Here is a 17,249-nt window from a genome sequence, read left to right on the forward strand (position 1 = left end):
ACGGCAGGAAACTCAGGCTTGCTTGACGGTTTGCGAGATTGCGCCAAAGACGGACTTGCCGTCCTCCAGCATTTCAATGCGGATGGTGTCGCCAAAGGCCATGAACGGCGTGACCGGCTCGCCGCCGGCGATCATCTCGAGGCAGCGCTGCTCGGCGATGCAGGAATAGCCCTTCTTGCTATCCTTGTTGGACACCGTGCCGGAACCGATGATGGAGCCGGCCCGCACATTGCGCGACTTGGCCAGGTGGGCGATCAGCTGCGGGAAGTTGAACACCATGTCGACGCCGGCCTGCGGCTTGCCGACCAGCTTGCCGTTCCAGGTCGACAGCAGCGGCAGATGGACCTTGCCGCCCTTCCAGGCATCGCCCAGCTCGTCCGGCGTGACCGCCACCGGCGAAAAACTGGTGGCCGGTTTCGATTGCAGGAAGCCGAAACCCTTGGCCAGCTCGTCCGGAATCAGGTTGCGCAGCGACACATCGTTGGCCAGCATCAGCAGGCGGATGCGCTGGTGGGCCTGGTCAGGCGTGGCGCCCATAGTCACATCGTCGGTGATCACGCACACTTCTGCTTCGAAATCGATGCCCCACTCCTCGCGGGCCAGCACGATATCGTCTTGCGGGCCGAGGAAATCGTCGCTGCCGCCCTGGTACATCAGCGGCTCTTCCCAGAACGAGGCCGGCATCTCGGCGCCGCGCGCCTTGCGCACCAGCTCGACGTGGTTGACGTAGGCCGAACCGTCGGCCCACTGGAAGGCGCGCGGCAGCGGCGCCATGCAGTTGGCGGGGTCGAAGTCGAAGCTGCGGCGGCCACCGCCCCGGTTCAGTTCCTGATAGATCGCATCCAGTTGCGGGGAGATGAAGGTCCAATCGTCGAGGGCGCGCTGCAGGGTGCGGCACACGCCATCGGCCAGTTGCGCGGTTTTCAGGTCGCGCGAGACCACCATCAGCTGGCCGTCGCGGGTGCCGTCATTCAGGGTAGCGAGTTTCATGTTGGCGTGAGCAGAGCGAGTTGTTCAGGCGTCAGGTAGCACCATTCGCCTTCGTTGAGGTCCAGCGAAGCCAGTTCCAGCTGGCCGATGGCCGAGCGGTGCAGGGCCGCGCAGTGGTTGCCGGCGGCAGCCAGCATGCGCTTGACCTGATGGTACTTGCCCTGCTCCAGCACGATCTCCAGCTGGTGCTCGCCGCGCTTGATGCAGGTCTGCGCCGCCAGCGGCGCCGGTTCGTCGTGCAGCTGCACGCCGGCCAGCATCTGGGCGATCAGCTCGTCGGTGACCGGCTCGGCCGTGGTGGCCTGGTAAATCTTCGGAACATGACGCTTCGGCGACGATTGTGCATGGATAAAAGCGCCATCGTCCGACATCAGCAGCATACCGGTGGTGTCGTGATCGAGCCGGCCGACCGGCTGCACGTCGCGCCAGGTCAGCTCTTCCGCCAGCAAGGTCAGCACGCCCGGATGGTGGCTGGGCTTGCGCGAACATTCGAAGTTGGCAGGTTTATGCAGCGCGATGTAGACGTGTTCGCGGTACACCACGTCCTCGTCGAACAGCCGGAAGACCAGGCCATCGGTCTCGATGGTTTCTTTGTAATTGTCGTGCACCACGCCGTTGATGGTGACTTCGCCGTCCTCGATCAGGGTGCGGCAGAATTTGCGGGTGCCATAGCCCTGCGATTGCAGGATGCGGTCCAAGGATAATTTGCTCATGGCCGAGATTTTACAGGATGCGCGGCCCCTTGATGTAGATCAAACCATGCCGGGATTCCATTGTTAGACTGAAACCACGCTAGGAATTCGCCTACTCCCCATAGGAATACTCAGCAGGACAGTCCATGAACGATCTCGCACTAACAAATGCCGCCGCCCACCGCGCCGCACTGCTGCTGGAACGTTGCCGCCACGGCGACGGTGAGCCGGCGACGGACGCGCAAGCCGCCTGGCATGCCGCCCGGCAGGCGCACTTCCTGGCCTGGCTGGAAGCCGGTGGCCTCACAAAAGAAAACAGCGGCACGCAGCCGCTGTTTTCAGCTCCACAAAGGAACTTATATGAGGAATCGAAATTCTCTCTACTCCGCATCAATGATGCAGCTGAGTAGTTCTCTACGTTGTACTGCACAATCGGAAAGTTTTGATATTGGCCCCCCTATGCAAGAACTACAAACCCAATATAGTTCATCGATAAGGATCTGCAAGTGAAAAAAAGGCTGGATTGATAATATTAATCGCCCAGCCAGTCGTCCTACCAGTTAGCCTAATGCAAGCTCGGCTTGACCGTTTCCACCGCCGACTTCATGGCGCCCGCGCCCATCGCCGCGCCGAATTTCTTCAGCACGCGCTCCGGCAGACCTTCATGCTGGGTGTAGTCGACGATATCTTCAGCCTTGATGACATCGCGGGCCACGCTGTCCACCGTGCCGTAGGCATCGGCCAGGCCCATGTCGATGGCCTTGGCACCGGTCCAGAACAGGCCCGAGAACATGTCCGGCGTTTCCTTCAGGCGCTTGCCGCGACCAGTGCGCACCACCTGAATGAATTGCTGGTGGATTTCGTTGAGCATGGTTTGGGCGTGCTGCTTGTGTTTTTCCGTTAGCGGGCTGAACGGGTCCATGAAGCCCTTGTTCTCGCCGGCAGTCAACAGACGTCGCTCAACTCCCACCTTATCCATGATGCCGGTAAAGCCGAAACCGTCCATCAGCACGCCGATCGAGCCGATGATGCTGGCCTTGTTGACGTAGATGCGGTCGGCGCCGGCGGCGATGTAATAGCAACCGGAGGCGCAAATTTCGTCGACGACAACGTACAGCGGCTTGCCTGGATAGCCCTTGCGCAGGCGAACCATCTCGTCGACGATCATGCCGGCCTGCACCGGGCTGCCGCCGGGGCTATTAATGTGCAGCACCACCGCTACCGAACCGCTGTCGGAGAACGCCTTGTTCAGCGCCGGGATCACCACGGCGGCCGAACCGCTGCCCTCGGACTCGATCGAACCCTCGACCTCGATCAGCGCGGTGTGGCGGCCCAGCGCTTCGCCGTCCGTACCGGTCCAGCTGTAGTCGAAGTAGGCGCTCAGCGCGAACACCACCACCAGCAAGGTCAGCGCCTTGAAGAAAATGCCCCAGCGGCGTGCCGCTTTTTGCTCTTTGAGGGTGGCAAACACCAGTTTTTCCAGCACCTCGCGCTCCCAGCTGGAAGCGTTCACCGCCGCCGGCTTGGCCGGTTGCGGCGCAGGCGCTGGTGCAGGTTCTGGGGTGCTGCCGGATTCGAGATCGTCGCTCATGGATTGCTTTATTAGTTAGTCAGGCGCGCGCGGGGCGCACGTAATCGTCCGGTTGCCAGTAAATTTGCTGGTCGCGTTCGACCACCGCGATCGGCCGCAGCCGGCCGCCACGGCACGGGCCGCCGGCGCACTGCCCGTTTTCCGGGATGTAGATGGCGCCGTGGGTCGAGCACATCAGGTACAGCTTGCTGGATTCAAAGAAGTCGCCTTCGTTCCAGTCGAGTTCGATCGGCACATGGGCGCAGCGGTTCAGGTAGGCATAGGCCGTGCCGCGATGGCGCACCACGAAACCGGTGGCGTCCTCGCCGCCGGCTGTCAGCGCAAAGCGCACGCCTTTGCCACCATCAACGATGGCGTCCGAGGCGCAGATCAGAATCTCATCCATCAGGCATGCTCACTGAGCCACTGGTGCAGCTCGGCCACGGTTTTGGCCGAGTACAGCGGGTTGCAGGCGTGCAGTTGGTCGGCCGGATGGGCGCCGTACTCGACTGCGACACCAGCCGCGCCGGCATTGTTGGCCATCAGCAGGTCGTGGGTGGTATCGCCGATCATCACCGTACGTCGCATATCCTGGCCCAACTCCCGCGTCAGCTCTTGCAGCATCGCCGGGTGAGGCTTGGAGAAGGTCTCATCCGCGCAGCGGGTAGCGTCAAACAAGGACAGTACTTTGACATCATTCATGGCGCGGTTCAAGCCGACCCGGCTCTTGCCGGTGGCCACGGCCAGGAAATAGCCGGCCTGCGACAGCTCGTCCAGCATGGCGTGCACGCCCGGGAACAGGCTGACCTCGTGATCGCGCGACAGGAAATGGTAGCGATAGCGCTCCACCATGCGTGGATAGAACGCCGGATCGACGTCCGGCAGCACCGCCTGCATGGCTTCATGCAGGCCAAGACCGATGACATGGGCGGCGCGGTCGTCGCTCGGCACCGGCAATTTCAAATCGCGCGCCGCTGCCTGGATGCATTTCACGATCGTTGAGGTTGAATCCATCAACGTTCCATCCCAATCGAAGACGATCAGATCAAATTGCTTTCTTGGCATGTGTTTGCGATTAGTTAAGAGGTTTGCCCAAGCTTACCAAGAATCGCTCGCATTCGGCGGCCAAAGGCGCGTTCAGCGTCATGTTTTTGCCGGATTCAGGATGAGTAAAGGTAATTTGGTGCGCATGCAGGAACATGCGTTTGAGCGCGCCGCGCGTGTCGGTGGCTTTCTGCAGCGCCTTGTTAAGCGCGAAATCGCCGTATTTGTCGTCACCTACGATGGGGAAGCCAGACGATGACAGGTGAACGCGGATCTGGTGCGTGCGCCCGGTCTTCAGTTCGGCTTCCAGCAAGGCATAGCCCTCGAATTTCTTCAGCAGGCTAAAGATGGTGTGCGAGGGCTGGCCGCCCTCTTCCGATACCGTGACCCGGCGCTCGCCGTCGGCGGTGGTGTATTTGTGCAAGGCCAACTTGATGTGCTGGCGCGCGTTTTTCCAGTCGCCTGCCACCATCGTCAGGTAGCGCTTGTCGGTCAGGCCGTCGCGCATCTGCTCGTGCAGGCTGGTCAGGGCCGAACGTTTCTTGGCCAACAACAACAGGCCCGAGGTTTCGCGGTCGAGGCGATGCACCAGCTCCAGGAACTTGGCGTCCGGACGCGAGGCGCGCAATTGCTCGATCACGCCAAACGACACGCCGGAACCGCCGTGCACGGCTACGCCGGCCGGCTTGTCGATCACCAGCAGGTGGCTGTCTTCGAAAATAATCTTGAATTCGGCGGCTGGAACGTGATTGTCCGGCTTTTCCGCCAGGCGGATCGGCGGAATCCGTACCACATCGCCTTGTACCAGACGGTACAGTTGGTCGATACGACCTTTGTTAACGCGCACTTCACCCGAGCGCAGGATGCGGTAGACGTGGCTTTTGGGCACGCCTTTGCAAACGCGCAACAGGTAGTTATCGATCCGTTGACCGGCTTCTTCTTCAGTGATGGTGACGAATTGGGCTTGCAGCGGGGCGGACGTTGAAGCGGGAACAACATCTTTTTGCATCTTCATTTGCTCTGTCTTCCCAGAAATCTCTCTAAGTCCTTCATTTTGAATATATAATCGTTTCGCTGCGGTTCAAACTGCGGCACGTGTAAGAATAAAAGCACATTTTACACAGGGGCGTCTCCACTGGCCTCGCCTAATTGCAAATTCAGAGGAAAAAATGTATGCGCACATCCCTGCCGGAATCAAGGTTGCACCGTAGTTGTAATCGGAGGGCGACAGGGGTGCTGAAGAAGAATGATTGGATAGTAAGGATAAAGTCCGGTCAGCCAGATCATAAGTTCGGCTGGCCGGTTGATGAGTAGTTGATAACGCTTGCCGTTTTCGTCAGACCCCATGCTCGCTGCAAGCTCGACCGTCGGCTGATACCGGCCCGGTCACAGAAGTTGCAATACTTGTAGTATGAAAGCTGGTCGAGTCTGGCCATTAAGACGCTGCTCTCCGTCTGTTTCTTTTCTGCCGTCCGTTGGGGCCGCATGGAGAAGGACTGATGAAGCGAGCACTCGGCATGTCGATCAACCTCATGCGCCCAGTTGTGGCCGCCCCGTGCGGCCGCACAGGATGGGCATACCCACCGCAATCACTCCGATTCTCGCGCATATCCCTGTAGCTTGCTGTACCGGACCTAGAAAAACCGGGCAGCACACATGGCCCAAGGGTCGCGGAGTTTATAAAAATGAAACGCATGTTGTTTAACGCTACGCAGCAAGAAGAGCTGCGCGTAGCGATTGTCGATGGTCAGAAACTGATCGATATCGACATCGAAACCGCCGGACGCGAACAGCGCAAGTCCAACATCTACAAAGGCGTGATCACCCGCATCGAACCATCGCTCGAAGCTTGCTTCGTCAGCTATGGCGAAGATCGCCACGGTTTCCTGCCATTCAAAGAGGTAGCGCGCACTTACTTCAAGGAAGGCGTCGATGTCCGTAACGCTTCCGTCAAAGAAGCGCTGCGCGAAGGCCAGGAAATCATGGTGCAGGTGGAGAAGGAAGAGCGCGGCAACAAAGGCGCCGCCCTGACCTCCTTCGTCTCGCTGGCCGGCCGTTATCTGGTGCTGATGCCGAACAATCCTCGCGGTGGTGGCGTTTCCCGTCGCGTCGAAGGCGAAGAACGCCAGGAACTGCGTGAAACGATGGACAAGCTGGACCTGCCGCCAGGCATGTCGGTGATTGCCCGCACCGCCGGCATCGGCCGCAACGTCGATGAACTGCAGTGGGACTTGAACTACCTGATGCAGCTGTGGCGCGCGATCGAAGGCGCCGGCAAGTCGGCCTCGGGCGCGTTCCTGATCTACCAGGAATCGTCGCTGGTGATCCGCGCGATCCGCGACTACTTCCAGCCGGACATCGGCGAGATCCTGATCGATACCGACGAGATCTACGAGCAAGCGCACCAGTTCATGAGCCACGTGATGCCCGACATGGTGCACCGTGTAAAACGCTACAGCGACGACGTGCCGCTGTTCTCGCGTTTCCAGATTGAACACCAGATCGAAACCGCGTACTCGCGCACCGTGCCGCTGCCATCGGGCGGCGCCATCGTGATCGACCACACCGAAGCACTGGTGTCGGTTGACGTCAACTCGGCCCGCGCCACCCGCGGTTCCGACATCGAAACCACTGCTTTCCACACCAACTGCGAAGCCGCCGAAGAGGTCGCCCGCCAGCTGCGCCTGCGCGACTTGGGCGGCCTGATCGTGATCGACTTCATCGACATGGAAGTGGCCAAGAACCAGCGCGAAGTGGAACAGCGCCTGAAAGACGCCCTGCACCACGACCGTGCCCGCGTTCAGATGGGCAAGATCTCCCGCTTCGGCCTGATGGAACTGTCGCGCCAGCGCCTGCGTCCGTCGCTGTCGGAAGGTTCGCACGTGACCTGCCCGCGCTGCTCGGGCACCGGCCACATCCGCGATACCGAATCGTCGGCGCTGCAAGTCCTGCGCATCATCCAGGAAGAGGCGATGAAGGAAAACTCGGCCACCATCCACGTGCAAGTGCCGGTGGACGTGGCAGCCTTCCTGCTGAACGAAAAGCGCGGCGAAGTGCTGAAGATCGAGACCCGCCACCGCATTACCATCATCCTGGTGCCGAACAAGCACCTGGAAACCCCGCACTACAAGCTGGAACGCATCAAGCACGACGATCCACGCCTGGAAGACAGCCAGGCCAGCTACTCGCTGGTGGAACAAGCCGAAACCGACATGGCCTACAGCAAGCGCCAGAAGGAAGAAGCCAAGCCGCGCCAGGAGGCTATGGTCAAGACCATCACCCCTGACCAGCCAGCCCCGCTGGTCGAGCGCAAGCCTAGCGAGACCGTCATCAAGCCGGCCCCGGCCCCAGTGCCTGCGCCAGCCGAGCAAGGTTTCTTTGCCAAGCTGATCGGTTTCTTCACCGGCAAGCCAGCCGCTCCGGCCCTGCCGCAGCAACCGACCATCGTGGTCAAGGCGCCAGCCGGCGGCGATCGCGGCGACCGCAACGCCCGTGGTCCACGCGGCCGCAACCGTAACGCCAAAGGTGGCCGTGGCGAGCGCGAAGAGAAAGAACCGGGCGCTGCCAAGGAAGAAAGCAAGGCAGCGGACGCCAACGGCCGTCCACCACGCCAGCCGCGTCCACCACGTGAAGCGCGTGAGCCACGCGAGCCGCGTGAACAGGCAGCGGAAGGCCAGGCACGCGAGCGCGCCGAACGTCCGGAACGTGCCGAGCGTCCGGAACGTGCTGAGCGCGGCGAACGTGGTGAGCGCGGTGAGCGTCCACCACGCCAGCCACGCGAACCGCGCGCCGACAAAGCGCCAGTCGAAGCCAAGGTTGACGAGTTGGCGCTGAACGCCGCCGCTGTCGCACCAGCGACCGGCCCGGCAACCGACGCCGCCAGCATCCTGAAATCGGCGCCGGGCGCCGGTCCGGAAGGCGAAGAAAACGAAGTGGCAGTGGACGGCGAAGAGCCGCGCCGCCGTCGCCGTCGTGGCGGCCGCAACCGCAATCGCCGTGAACGCGAAGGCGTGGAAGGCCAGGAATCGGCAGACGCAGAAGGCGAACAGGCCGAACTGAGCTTCTCGCCAGTCGCCGACGTCGCTGAAGCCGCCGCCGCTGCCGCAGCAGTTGCGCCAGCAGCCGAAGCCGCACCAGCAGCACCAGCAGCACCAGCAGCGCCGGTGGCTGAAGTAGCCGCCGCGCCGGAAGCCATTGCCGTTGCCGCGCCGGTCGAAGCCGCCGCACCAGTGGCAGCGCCAGCCGCGCCGGTCGCCGAACAAGCCGCACCAGTGGCCGAAGCCGCCGCACCAGCGCCGGTTGAAGCCGCACCGGTCGCCGCCCCGGCGCCAGCCGCCGTGGTGGAAGCCGCCCCTGTCGTGGAAGCCGCCGCCATCGCCGTTCCAGTGGCAGCGGAAGCACCGCTGGCTGCGGAGCCTGTAGTTGCCGCCGTGGTGGAAACCCCGGCCGCCCCTGCCGCGCCAACCGTGGTCGCTGAAGTGGCCGCCTCGGTAGCCGCCGAACCGGCACCAGCCGCACCGCTGGCCGCCGAGCCGGTCGCTCCGGTTGCCGCTGCTGCACCTGCACCGGCTCCGGTCGCTGCACCGGCCCCAGCGCCAGTAGCAGCACCGGCCCCATCGGCCCCGATCGACCTGCAATCCGTGCTGAACTCGGCCGGCCTGACGCTGGCCGCAACCGACCCAGCCAAGCTGCGCGCAGCTCAGGAAGCCGCAGCGCAGATCGCGCAACCAGTGCGCGTGCCACGCGAGCGCAAGCCGCTGCCGCCGCAGGTTGAAGAGCCGTTGGTTCAGGTCGACACCCGCCGTTAATCCGCAAGGATCAGCTGTAAAAAAGGGAAGCCTCGTGCTTCCCTTTTTTTATCATGCTATCGTAGCTGTCTGAGTCATTAGCAAGTGCATTTCATAAACAGCAATATGGCAGAAAAAATTATCATGATGACCGAGCAGCGCGGCGATGCACCAGTCATCCCGGCAGCGCTCGAAACGCCAACCGGCCTGCTGGCAGACCGCCTGGCGCGGCCGCTGCACGACCTGCGCATATCAGTCACCGACCGCTGCAACTTCCGCTGCGTGTACTGCATGCCGAAGGCGGTGTTCAACAACGACTACCAATACCTGCCGCACACCTCCCTGCTGTCGTTCGAGGAAATCACCCGCATCGCCAAATTGTTCATCGCGCACGGCGTGGAAAAAATCCGCCTCACCGGCGGCGAGCCGTTGCTGCGCAAGAACATCGAACGGCTGATCGCCATGCTGGCCGAGCTGAAAACCGTGAGCGGCAAACCGCTGGACCTGACGCTGACCACCAACGCCTCGCTGCTGGCGCGCAAAGCGCAGCCGCTGAAAGACGCCGGCCTGCAGCGCGTGACGGTGTCGCTGGATGCGCTCGACAACGCCACCTTCCAGCGCATGAACGACGTCGACTTCGCGGTCGACGATGTGCTGCAAGGGATAGAAGCCGCCCACCGCGTCGGCCTCGGCCCGATCAAGATCAACATGGTGGTCAAGGGCGGTATGAACGACCACGAGATCTTGCCGATGGCGCGCCACTTCCGTGGCTCGCCGTACATCCTGCGCTTCATCGAGTACATGGACGTGGGCGCTTCCAACGGCTGGAAGATGGACGAAGTGGTGCCATCATCCGAAGTGGTGCGCCGTATCAGCGCCGAGATGCCGCTGGAACCGGTGGCCCCCAATTACAGCGGCGAGACCGCAGCACGCTGGCGCTACGCCGACGGCAGCGGCGAGATCGGCCTGATCTCCAGTGTATCCCACGCATTCTGTGCCGACTGTACTCGCGCGCGCCTGTCGACTGAAGGTAAACTGTACACTTGTCTGTTCGCCACCAGCGGCCATGACCTGCGCGCGCTGCTGCGCGAAGGCCGCAGCGATGCAGAAATCAGCACCGCGCTGGCGCACCTGTGGCGCGCACGCGAAGACCGCTATTCGGAACTGCGCACCAGCCAGACCGAGGTCCTGAAGCTGAAGCGCAGCGCCAATAAAGTGGAAATGTCTTACATCGGGGGTTAGTTTTGTCTTTGAAGAGCAAGGTCACCGGGTTGATCCTGGCGGGTGGACGCGGCACGCGCATGGGCCGCGTGGATAAAGGCTTGCAGCCGTTTCGCGGCGCGACGCTGGCCGCGCACGTGCTGGCGCGCCTGTCGCCGCAAGTGGCCACGGTGGCGATCAACGCCAACCGCAACCTGCCGCAATACCAGGCGCTGGCCGCCGGCTCGCCGGTGCTGCCGGATTATCTCGATGGCTTTGCCGGTCCGCTGGCCGGCTTGCAAATTGGCTTGCAGTTCTGCCCTACCGAATTGCTGCTGACGGCGCCGTGCGACTCGCCGTTCTTCCCGGCGGATCTGGCCGAGCGCCTTTACGCCGCAATGCAGGAACAAGGCGCCGACATGGCGATGGCGGTGACGATGGAGCGCGATCCCGAGCAGCCGGACGCCGCGCCGTACCGCCAGCCGCACCCTGTGTTCGCACTGCTCAAAGCAAGCGTGCTGCCGCAGTTGGACGCCTATCTCGACACCGGCGCGCGCCGCATGGAAGGCTTCTTCAATACGCTGAAAGTGGCCGAGGTGCTGTTCGACGATAGCGCGGCGTTCAGCAACATCAATACGCTGGAAGAGCTGCAGCATCACGAACGCAGCACGCCTGTCCCCGCGCCGCCTGCCGCGCCACGCGACGGCGATCCACCAGCGTTGCCAGTCGAGGAAGCGCAGCGCCTGATCTGCGAGCGCATTGCCCCCGTCGATGCCACCGAAACGCTGCCGCTGTTGTCCGCGCTCGACCGCGTGCTGGCCGCCGACATCATCTCGCCGATCAACGTTCCGGCCTGCGACAACTCGGCAATGGACGGCTACGCCCTGCGCGGCGCCGACCTGCCTGCAGACGGCACGGCTACCTTCAAGACCATCGGCATCGCCTACGCCGGCCATCCGTTCACGCAAGCGCCGCAAGCCGGTGAATGCGTGCGCATCATGACCGGCGCCACCATCCCGCCGGGCTGCGACACCGTGCTGCCGCAAGAACTGGCCGCCGCGATTGACGGCGACCAGGTCACCATCGCCGCCAACGCCATCCGCGCCGGCGCCAACCTGCGCCGCGCCGGTGAAGACTTGAAAGCCGGCGGCACCGCCATCGCCGCCGGCAAACTGCTGCGCCCCGCCGACCTTGGCCTGATCGCCTCGCTGGGCATCGGCCAGGTGAGCGTCAAACGCAAACTCACAGTCGCCTTCTTCTCCACCGGCGACGAACTGCGCTCGCTGGGCGACCAGCTCGATGAAGGCTGCGTCTACGACAGCAACCGCTACACCCTGTTCGGCATGCTCACGCGGCTCGGCTGCGACGTGATCGACATGGGTGTGGTGAAGGACGATCCGCACGCACTGGAAGCAGCGCTGCGTGTAGCAGCCAGCAAGGCCGACGCCATCATCACCTCCGGCGGCGTGTCCGAAGGTGCGGCCGACTACACGCGCGACATCATGGCGCTGATCGGCGACGTCGCCTTCTGGAAGCTGGCCATGCGCCCCGGCCGGCCGCTGGCCTTCGGCAAAGTCCAGACGGAGCAAGACAGCGCCTGGCTCTTCGGCCTGCCCGGCAATCCGGTGGCGGTGATGGTGTCGTTCTACATGTTCGCCCGACCCGCCCTGCTGCGCATGATGGGCACCGACAGCAAACTGCAAACCCTGCAAGCGCGCGCCGCCGAAGCAATCCGCAAACGTCCCGGCCGCACCGAGTACCAGCGCGGCATCGTCAGCACCGGCGCAGACGGCGCGCCGCAAGTACGCCTGACCGGCGCGCAGGGTTCGGGCATCCTCAGCTCCATGAGCGAAGCCAATTGCATCGTGGTGCTGCACCACGACCAGGCCAGCGTCGCCGCCGGCCAGCTGGTCGACGTGCTGCTGTTCGACGGGCTGCTCTAGCATCATGCGCCTGCGGATCAGCAAGCTGCAATCGTCGCTGGCTGGTCCCTATTCCTTTGATTTGGCGGCGGGCCACTGCCTTACCATCTCCGGGCCGTCCGGCGCGGGCAAAAGCCTGTTGCTGCGCATGCTGTGCGATCTCGATCCGAACACCGGCGAGATCCTGCTGGACAACGTACCGCGCTCCGGCATGAGCGCGCCGGCGTGGCGCGCGCAAGTGGTCTACCAGCCGGCCGAACCGGCATGGTGGCTGCCCACGGCGAGCGCGCATTTCAAACCGCATCAGGCGCAGCGCGTGCAGGAACTGCTGCCGCTGCTGAAGCTCGCACCGTCGCTGCTCGACCATGAAGTCAGCCGCCTGTCCACCGGCGAACGCCAGCGCATGGCGCTGATCCGCTCACTGGCCTGCCATCCCAAGGTGCTGCTGCTCGACGAGCCCACCGCCGCGCTGGATCCCGAAGCCGTCAGCGCCACGGAAGCGCTGCTGCGCCGCGAAGTCGCCGCCGGCATGTCGCTCATCCTGGTCACGCATTCCACCGCACAGGCGCAGGCGCTGGGCCATCGCCACATGACCATGCGCGACCGCGTCCTGCACGAGGACACACAATGAACACCGCCATCCAGCCCAGTGCATTCGAGCTGGCGCTGACCTCATCGCTGGTAGTGCTGAATGCCGGCATCTCGGCCTATCTGGGTTTGCGCATGCAGCGCCTGATGCTGTGGTCTGCGGTGCGCATGGTGGTGCAGCTGCTGCTGGTGGGATTGGTGCTGCGCTGGGTGTTTGCGCTGGCCTCGCCCGCCGCCACGCTGGCGGTGGCGCTGTTGATGATTGTCGCCGCCGCGCGCGAGGTGGCCATGCGGCCCGCTCACGGATTGCGCGGCTGGCCGGGAGTGTGGCTGGCCACCGCCAGCGTCGGTCTGTCGAGCATCGCCACCGTGGTGCTGGCGCTGCTGACGGTGCTGCATCCCACGCCGTGGTACGAGCCGCAATACGCAGTGCCGCTGATCGGCATCGTGCTGGGGAATGTGCTGAACGCCGCCAGCCTCGGACTGGACACCTTCTACGGCGGCGTGGTGAGCGCCCGTGCCGCGATCGAAGCGCAACTGGTGTTGGGCGCCACGCGCCACGAAGCACTGGCGCCGCTGATCCGCGACTCGGTGCGCAAGGGCCTGATCCCCATCATCAACCAGATGTCAGCCGCCGGCATCATCACCCTGCCCGGCATCATGACTGGCCAGATCCTGGCCGGGATGGACCCGATGGACGCGGTGCGCTACCAGATCCTGCTGATGTTCCTGCTAGCCGGCGGCAGCGGCATCTCGGTCACACTGGCGGTGTACCTGGCTGCGCGCAGTGTCACGGACGAGCGCCACCGCCTGCGCCTGGAGCGTTTGTCAACCCGCTGAACGCCACTAGCAGCATGCCGCACGCCAGCGCGGCAAAGGCCCACTGCAAGCCCACCGCATGCGCCACGAAACCGATCAAACCCGGACCGGCAAGAATGCCAGCGTAGCCAATGGTGGAAATCGCGCTCACCGCCAGGCTGGCCGGCATATCCTTCTGACTACCGGCCGCCGTGAACAGCACTGGCACGATGTTCGATGCGCCGCAGCCGATCAGCACAAAGCCCGCCAGCGCCAGCCACGCCGACGGCGCCAGCACCACAATCAGGAAGCCGGCCGCTGCCGCCAGTCCGCCCAACAGCAGGATGCGGCGGCCGCCCCAGCGCTGCACGATCTTGTCGCCATTCAGGCGCCCGGCCGTCATCGCCACCGCAAACGCGGCGTAGCCCAAGCCGCCCTGTGCGCTGCTCATGCCGCTGTTGGTCAGCATCACCGCGCTCCAGTCGAGTACCGCGCCTTCGGCCAGGAACACGAACATGCACAGGAGGCCAATCAGCACCACCGCGCCGCGCGGCACCACCAGCAAGGGCGCATCGCGCTCCGCCGCCGGCGCTTCGCGCAGCAGGTGCGGACCTGCGGCCAGCAGCACCAGCGCCACCGCAACCGTCATCACCACCGAGGCGCTGGCGATGTCCATGCCCAGCCACAGCATCAAACTCATGGCACCCGCGCCAACGATGCCGCCTACGCTGAACATGCCGTGGAAACCGGACATCAGCGCGCCATCATAATCCTTCTCCACGATCACCGCCTGCACATTCATCGACACATCCAGCGTGCCGATGGTGGCGCCGAACAGGAACAAGGTCAACGCCAGCAACGGCGCGCTCGGTGCAATTGCCAAAAACGGGAACACTGCGGCACAGCCAAGGCCGGACCACAAGATCACGCGGCGGCAGCCGAAGCGCGCCGCCAGCACGCCGGTCACCGGCATCGCCAGCAACGAGCCGATACCAAGGCACAGCAGCAGCAAGCCCAGTTGCGCCGCTTCGACGCCGGTGCGCGCTTGCGCGTAAGGCACCAGCGGCGCCCATGCCGACATGGCCATGCCGGCCGCGAGAAAAGCCAGACGCGTTGAGACGCGCTGTTTCAATCCGTAGTTGTTCATCAGGTTCATGCGCCGGCCAGCAGCACGCGGGCGCCAGCGGCGGCATAAGCCTCCACGACTTCCGCGCTGGCGCCGGCTTCGACGATCAAGTGGGTTAATTGGGAAATCGGCAGTACGCCGTAGGCCGCTACCGCGCCGATCTTGCTGGCGGTAGCGACAACGGCGGTGGCCTTGCTTTGCGCGGCAAGGCGGCGTTTGAATTCCGCCTCTTCGTAATCGACCGCCGTTACGCCGCCCTGCACATCAACGCCGCAAGCGCCGATGAAGTACAGGTCGGGACGCATCAGTTCCAGCTCGCGCAGCGCGGTCGCGCCCACGCTGCCGCCAAGGCTTTGCTTGATGCGGCCGCCGATCATGATCAGGTCCACATGTGGCTGGTCCAGCAGCCGCGCGGCGATCGACGGCGCGTTGGTCAGCACCGTCACCGGCTTTGCGGGCAGCGCTTCGGCGATAGCGAGGTTGCTCGATCCGGCGTCGAGGAAGATGGTGGCGCCGGGCGGGATCAGGGTGACGGCAGCGGCGGCTAGGCGCGACTTGTCGTCCTGCTGGCGCGCCATGCGCTGCACCAGCGTGCCGCTCTCCGGCGCGGCTGGCATGCGCACCGCGCCGCCGTAGACCTTCTGGCACAAGCCGGCGGCGGCCAGATCGCGCAGGTCGCGGCGGATGGTGTCCTCGGTGACGTTCAGTTCGCGCGCCAGCTCGGCGGCCAGCACGCGCCCTTCGTCATTGAGTTGCTTAAGAATTAATGCATGCCGCTCGGGCAGCAGGAGGTTTTCTCGTTTCATGGACGAGATTGTACACAAATACGCAAAAACGCGCAGAAACGTGGATCAATCGGATTCCGGCTCGGTCCCGATCAGCAATTGCGCCTGCTCGCTCGGCAGCGCTTCCACGGTTTTCAGCTTGCGCGCCATCTGGCGGCTGCGGGTTTCGGCCGATTCGATATTCTTGGCGGCGCGTTCCAATGTGAGTTTGGTCGCGGCCAGCACGTCGCCGAACTTGGCAAACTCGGTCTTCACCGCGCCCAGCACCTGCCACACTTCCGATGAACGCTTTTCCAGCGCCAGCGTGCGGAAGCCCATTTGCAGGCTGTTGAGCAGCGCCGTCAGCGTCGACGGCCCGGCGATACTGATGCGGTTCACGCGTTGCAGCTCATCGGCCAGGCCGGGGCGGCGCATCACTTCCGCATACAAGCCTTCGGTCGGCAGGAACAGGATGGCGAAGTCGGTGGTGTGCGGCGGCGAGACATACTTCTCGGAGATGGTCTTGGCCTCGGTGCGCACCGCGCGTTCCAGTTCACGGCCGGCCGCTGCGACGCCTTCGGCGTCAGCGTTGTCGGCCGCTTCCAGCAGGCGTTCGTACTGCTCTTTCGGGAACTTGGCGTCGATCGGCATCCACACCGGCGCGCCGCCGTCGGTCTGGCCCGGCAGCTTGAGCGCGAACTCCACCCGCGCGCCGGTGCCGGCGATGGTCTCGACGTTCTTGGCATACTGGTCCGGCGTCAGGACCTGCTCGAGCAGCATTTCCAGCTGCACCTCGCCCCAGGTGCCGCGCGTTTTCACGTTGGTCAGCACGCGCTTCAGATCACCGACGCCCAGCGCCAGCTGCTGCATCTCGCCCAGCCCCTGGTGCACGCGTTCCAGCCGTTCCGACACCTGCTGGAACGAGGCGGTCAAGCGCGTCTCCAGCGTGGCGTGCAGTTTTTCGTCGACCGTCTTGCGCATCTCCTCAAGGCGCGCGCCGTTATCGGCTTGCAGGTCCTTGATCTTGGTCTCCAACATCACGCGCACTTCCAGCATGCGCTGGTTCATGGTGTCGGCGAACAGCTTGAGATTGCGGGTCTGCTCATGACGGCTGCTCACGCCCTGCTCTTCCAGCTGGCGGCGCATGGCCTCGAACTGCTGTACATTAGCGGCGTTGCTGGTCTGCGCCGTGGTTTGCAGCTGCATGCGTACCTCGCGCTCGACACGCTCGATGCGCTCGGCAAGATCGCCGGCCGCGCCGCCGCTGTTGCCACGGCCTCGCAGCAGCACCAGCACCTGCAACACAATGACGGCGGCAAATGCAGCCAAGAGGACGAAAAACTCGATGGAGGTCATGGAATCAATCCGGCTTGTTACGCATCCAGTCTGCGGTCTGGAAGAAAGAGTTCATCAGGCGCACGCGCAGTTCGGTCTCGATGCCCACCTCCTCCATCGCCCAAGCCATGCAGCGCAGCCACTGGTCGCGCTCCTGCGTGCCGATGGCGAACGGCATGTGCCGCATGCGCAAGCGCGGATGGCCATGCGCTTCCTGATACAAATCAGGACCGCCCATCCAACCGCTGAGGAACATGAACAGGCGCTGGTTAGCGTTTTCCAGCGAGGGGCCGTGCACGGAGCGCAGCAATTGGAACTCCGGTTCGAGTTCCATCAGATCATAAAAGCGGTCGACCATCGCGCGGATGGTCGCTTCGCCGCCGATTACTTCATAGAGGGTGCGGGATTCTTCAGTCATACCCGCAATGATAGC

16 protein-coding genes are annotated in these 17,249 nt (G+C 63.7%); 6 read left to right on the forward strand and 10 right to left on the reverse strand.

Annotated elements, in window-relative coordinates; translation table 11 throughout:
• Window positions 1-12: 12 nt before the first annotated feature.
• Window positions 13-990, reverse strand: coding sequence for a fumarylacetoacetate hydrolase family protein (locus BMZ70_RS12950; RefSeq protein WP_092274654.1), 978 nt, complete (start codon window positions 988-990; stop codon window positions 13-15).
• Window positions 987-1,703: a pseudouridine synthase gene (locus BMZ70_RS12955; protein WP_092274657.1), complete on the reverse strand. Its 717-nt coding sequence runs from the start codon at window positions 1,701-1,703 to the stop codon at window positions 987-989. Before BMZ70_RS12955 ends, BMZ70_RS12950 begins: the two co-directional genes overlap by 4 nt.
• 125 nt (window positions 1,704-1,828) lie before the next feature.
• Here BMZ70_RS12955 and BMZ70_RS12960 point away from each other — a divergent pair, with 125 nt between their 5' ends.
• Entirely contained in the window at window positions 1,829-2,092 is a 264-nt protein-coding gene (locus BMZ70_RS12960; protein WP_229205393.1) for a hypothetical protein, read from the forward strand.
• Window positions 2,093-2,247: 155 nt separating this feature from the next.
• Here the strand turns inward: BMZ70_RS12960 and BMZ70_RS12965 are convergent, their stop codons facing one another.
• From BMZ70_RS12965 to BMZ70_RS12980, 4 genes are read right to left on the reverse strand one after another with little or no spacing between them, the layout of a single operon-like run.
• Complete coding sequence (locus BMZ70_RS12965; protein WP_092274660.1) at window positions 2,248-3,273, reverse strand: S49 family peptidase; 1,026 nt, start codon at window positions 3,271-3,273, stop codon at window positions 2,248-2,250.
• Window positions 3,274-3,292: 19 nt separating this feature from the next.
• Window positions 3,293-3,658, reverse strand: a complete 366-nt coding sequence (locus BMZ70_RS12970; RefSeq protein WP_092274663.1) for a Rieske (2Fe-2S) protein — start codon at window positions 3,656-3,658, stop codon at window positions 3,293-3,295.
• Window positions 3,658-4,317, reverse strand: coding sequence for an HAD-IIIA family hydrolase (locus BMZ70_RS12975; protein WP_092274666.1), 660 nt, complete (start codon window positions 4,315-4,317; stop codon window positions 3,658-3,660). The genes BMZ70_RS12970 and BMZ70_RS12975 overlap by 1 nt, the downstream gene beginning before the upstream one ends.
• A gap of 10 nt (window positions 4,318-4,327) precedes the next feature.
• Complete coding sequence (locus BMZ70_RS12980) at window positions 4,328-5,311, reverse strand: RluA family pseudouridine synthase (RefSeq protein ID WP_092274669.1); 984 nt, start codon at window positions 5,309-5,311, stop codon at window positions 4,328-4,330.
• Window positions 5,312-5,981: 670 nt separating this feature from the next.
• On the opposite strand from BMZ70_RS12980, the gene BMZ70_RS12985 reads away from it, so the two are divergent.
• The 5 genes from BMZ70_RS12985 (at window position 5,982) to fetB (ending at window position 13,633) form a co-directional block, all read left to right on the forward strand.
• On the forward strand, window positions 5,982-9,104 hold the full coding sequence (locus BMZ70_RS12985; RefSeq protein ID WP_092274671.1) for an Rne/Rng family ribonuclease: 3,123 nt from the start codon (window positions 5,982-5,984) through the stop codon (window positions 9,102-9,104).
• A 105-nt stretch (window positions 9,105-9,209) separates the two neighbouring features.
• Entirely contained in the window at window positions 9,210-10,325 is a 1,116-nt protein-coding gene (gene moaA, locus BMZ70_RS12990) for a GTP 3',8-cyclase MoaA (RefSeq protein ID WP_092274674.1), read from the forward strand.
• 2 nt (window positions 10,326-10,327) lie between these two features.
• Complete coding sequence (gene glp, locus BMZ70_RS12995; RefSeq protein WP_092274677.1) at window positions 10,328-12,226, forward strand: molybdopterin molybdotransferase MoeA; 1,899 nt, start codon at window positions 10,328-10,330, stop codon at window positions 12,224-12,226.
• Window positions 12,227-12,230: 4 nt separating this feature from the next.
• Window positions 12,231-12,836, forward strand: a complete 606-nt coding sequence (locus tag BMZ70_RS13000) for an ABC transporter ATP-binding protein (protein WP_092274680.1) — start codon at window positions 12,231-12,233, stop codon at window positions 12,834-12,836.
• Entirely contained in the window at window positions 12,833-13,633 is an 801-nt protein-coding gene (fetB, locus tag BMZ70_RS13005) for an ABC transporter permease (RefSeq protein WP_092274683.1), read from the forward strand. The genes BMZ70_RS13000 and fetB overlap by 4 nt, the downstream gene beginning before the upstream one ends.
• Here the strand turns inward: fetB and BMZ70_RS13010 are convergent.
• The 4 genes from BMZ70_RS13010 to BMZ70_RS13025 are packed head-to-tail and all read right to left on the reverse strand — an operon-like array spanning window position 13,584 to window position 17,234.
• Window positions 13,584-14,738, reverse strand: coding sequence for an MFS transporter (locus BMZ70_RS13010; protein WP_092277817.1), 1,155 nt, complete (start codon window positions 14,736-14,738; stop codon window positions 13,584-13,586). The genes fetB and BMZ70_RS13010 overlap by 50 nt on opposite strands.
• Before the next feature lie 5 nt (window positions 14,739-14,743).
• Window positions 14,744-15,523 (reverse strand): DeoR/GlpR family DNA-binding transcription regulator, encoded by a 780-nt coding sequence (locus BMZ70_RS13015; RefSeq protein WP_092274686.1) that lies wholly within the window; start codon window positions 15,521-15,523, stop codon window positions 14,744-14,746.
• 45 nt (window positions 15,524-15,568) lie between these two features.
• Window positions 15,569-16,837, reverse strand: a complete 1,269-nt coding sequence (locus BMZ70_RS13020) for a DNA recombination protein RmuC (RefSeq protein WP_092274689.1) — start codon at window positions 16,835-16,837, stop codon at window positions 15,569-15,571.
• 4 nt (window positions 16,838-16,841) lie between these two features.
• Window positions 16,842-17,234, reverse strand: a complete 393-nt coding sequence (locus tag BMZ70_RS13025; RefSeq protein WP_092274692.1) for a group II truncated hemoglobin — start codon at window positions 17,232-17,234, stop codon at window positions 16,842-16,844.
• Between the last annotated feature and the right edge of the window lie 15 nt (window positions 17,235-17,249).

Origin of the sequence: Duganella sp. CF402 (assembly GCF_900109645.1) — a bacterium.
In the GTDB taxonomy this organism is placed as follows: domain Bacteria; phylum Pseudomonadota; class Gammaproteobacteria; order Burkholderiales; family Burkholderiaceae_D; genus Rugamonas.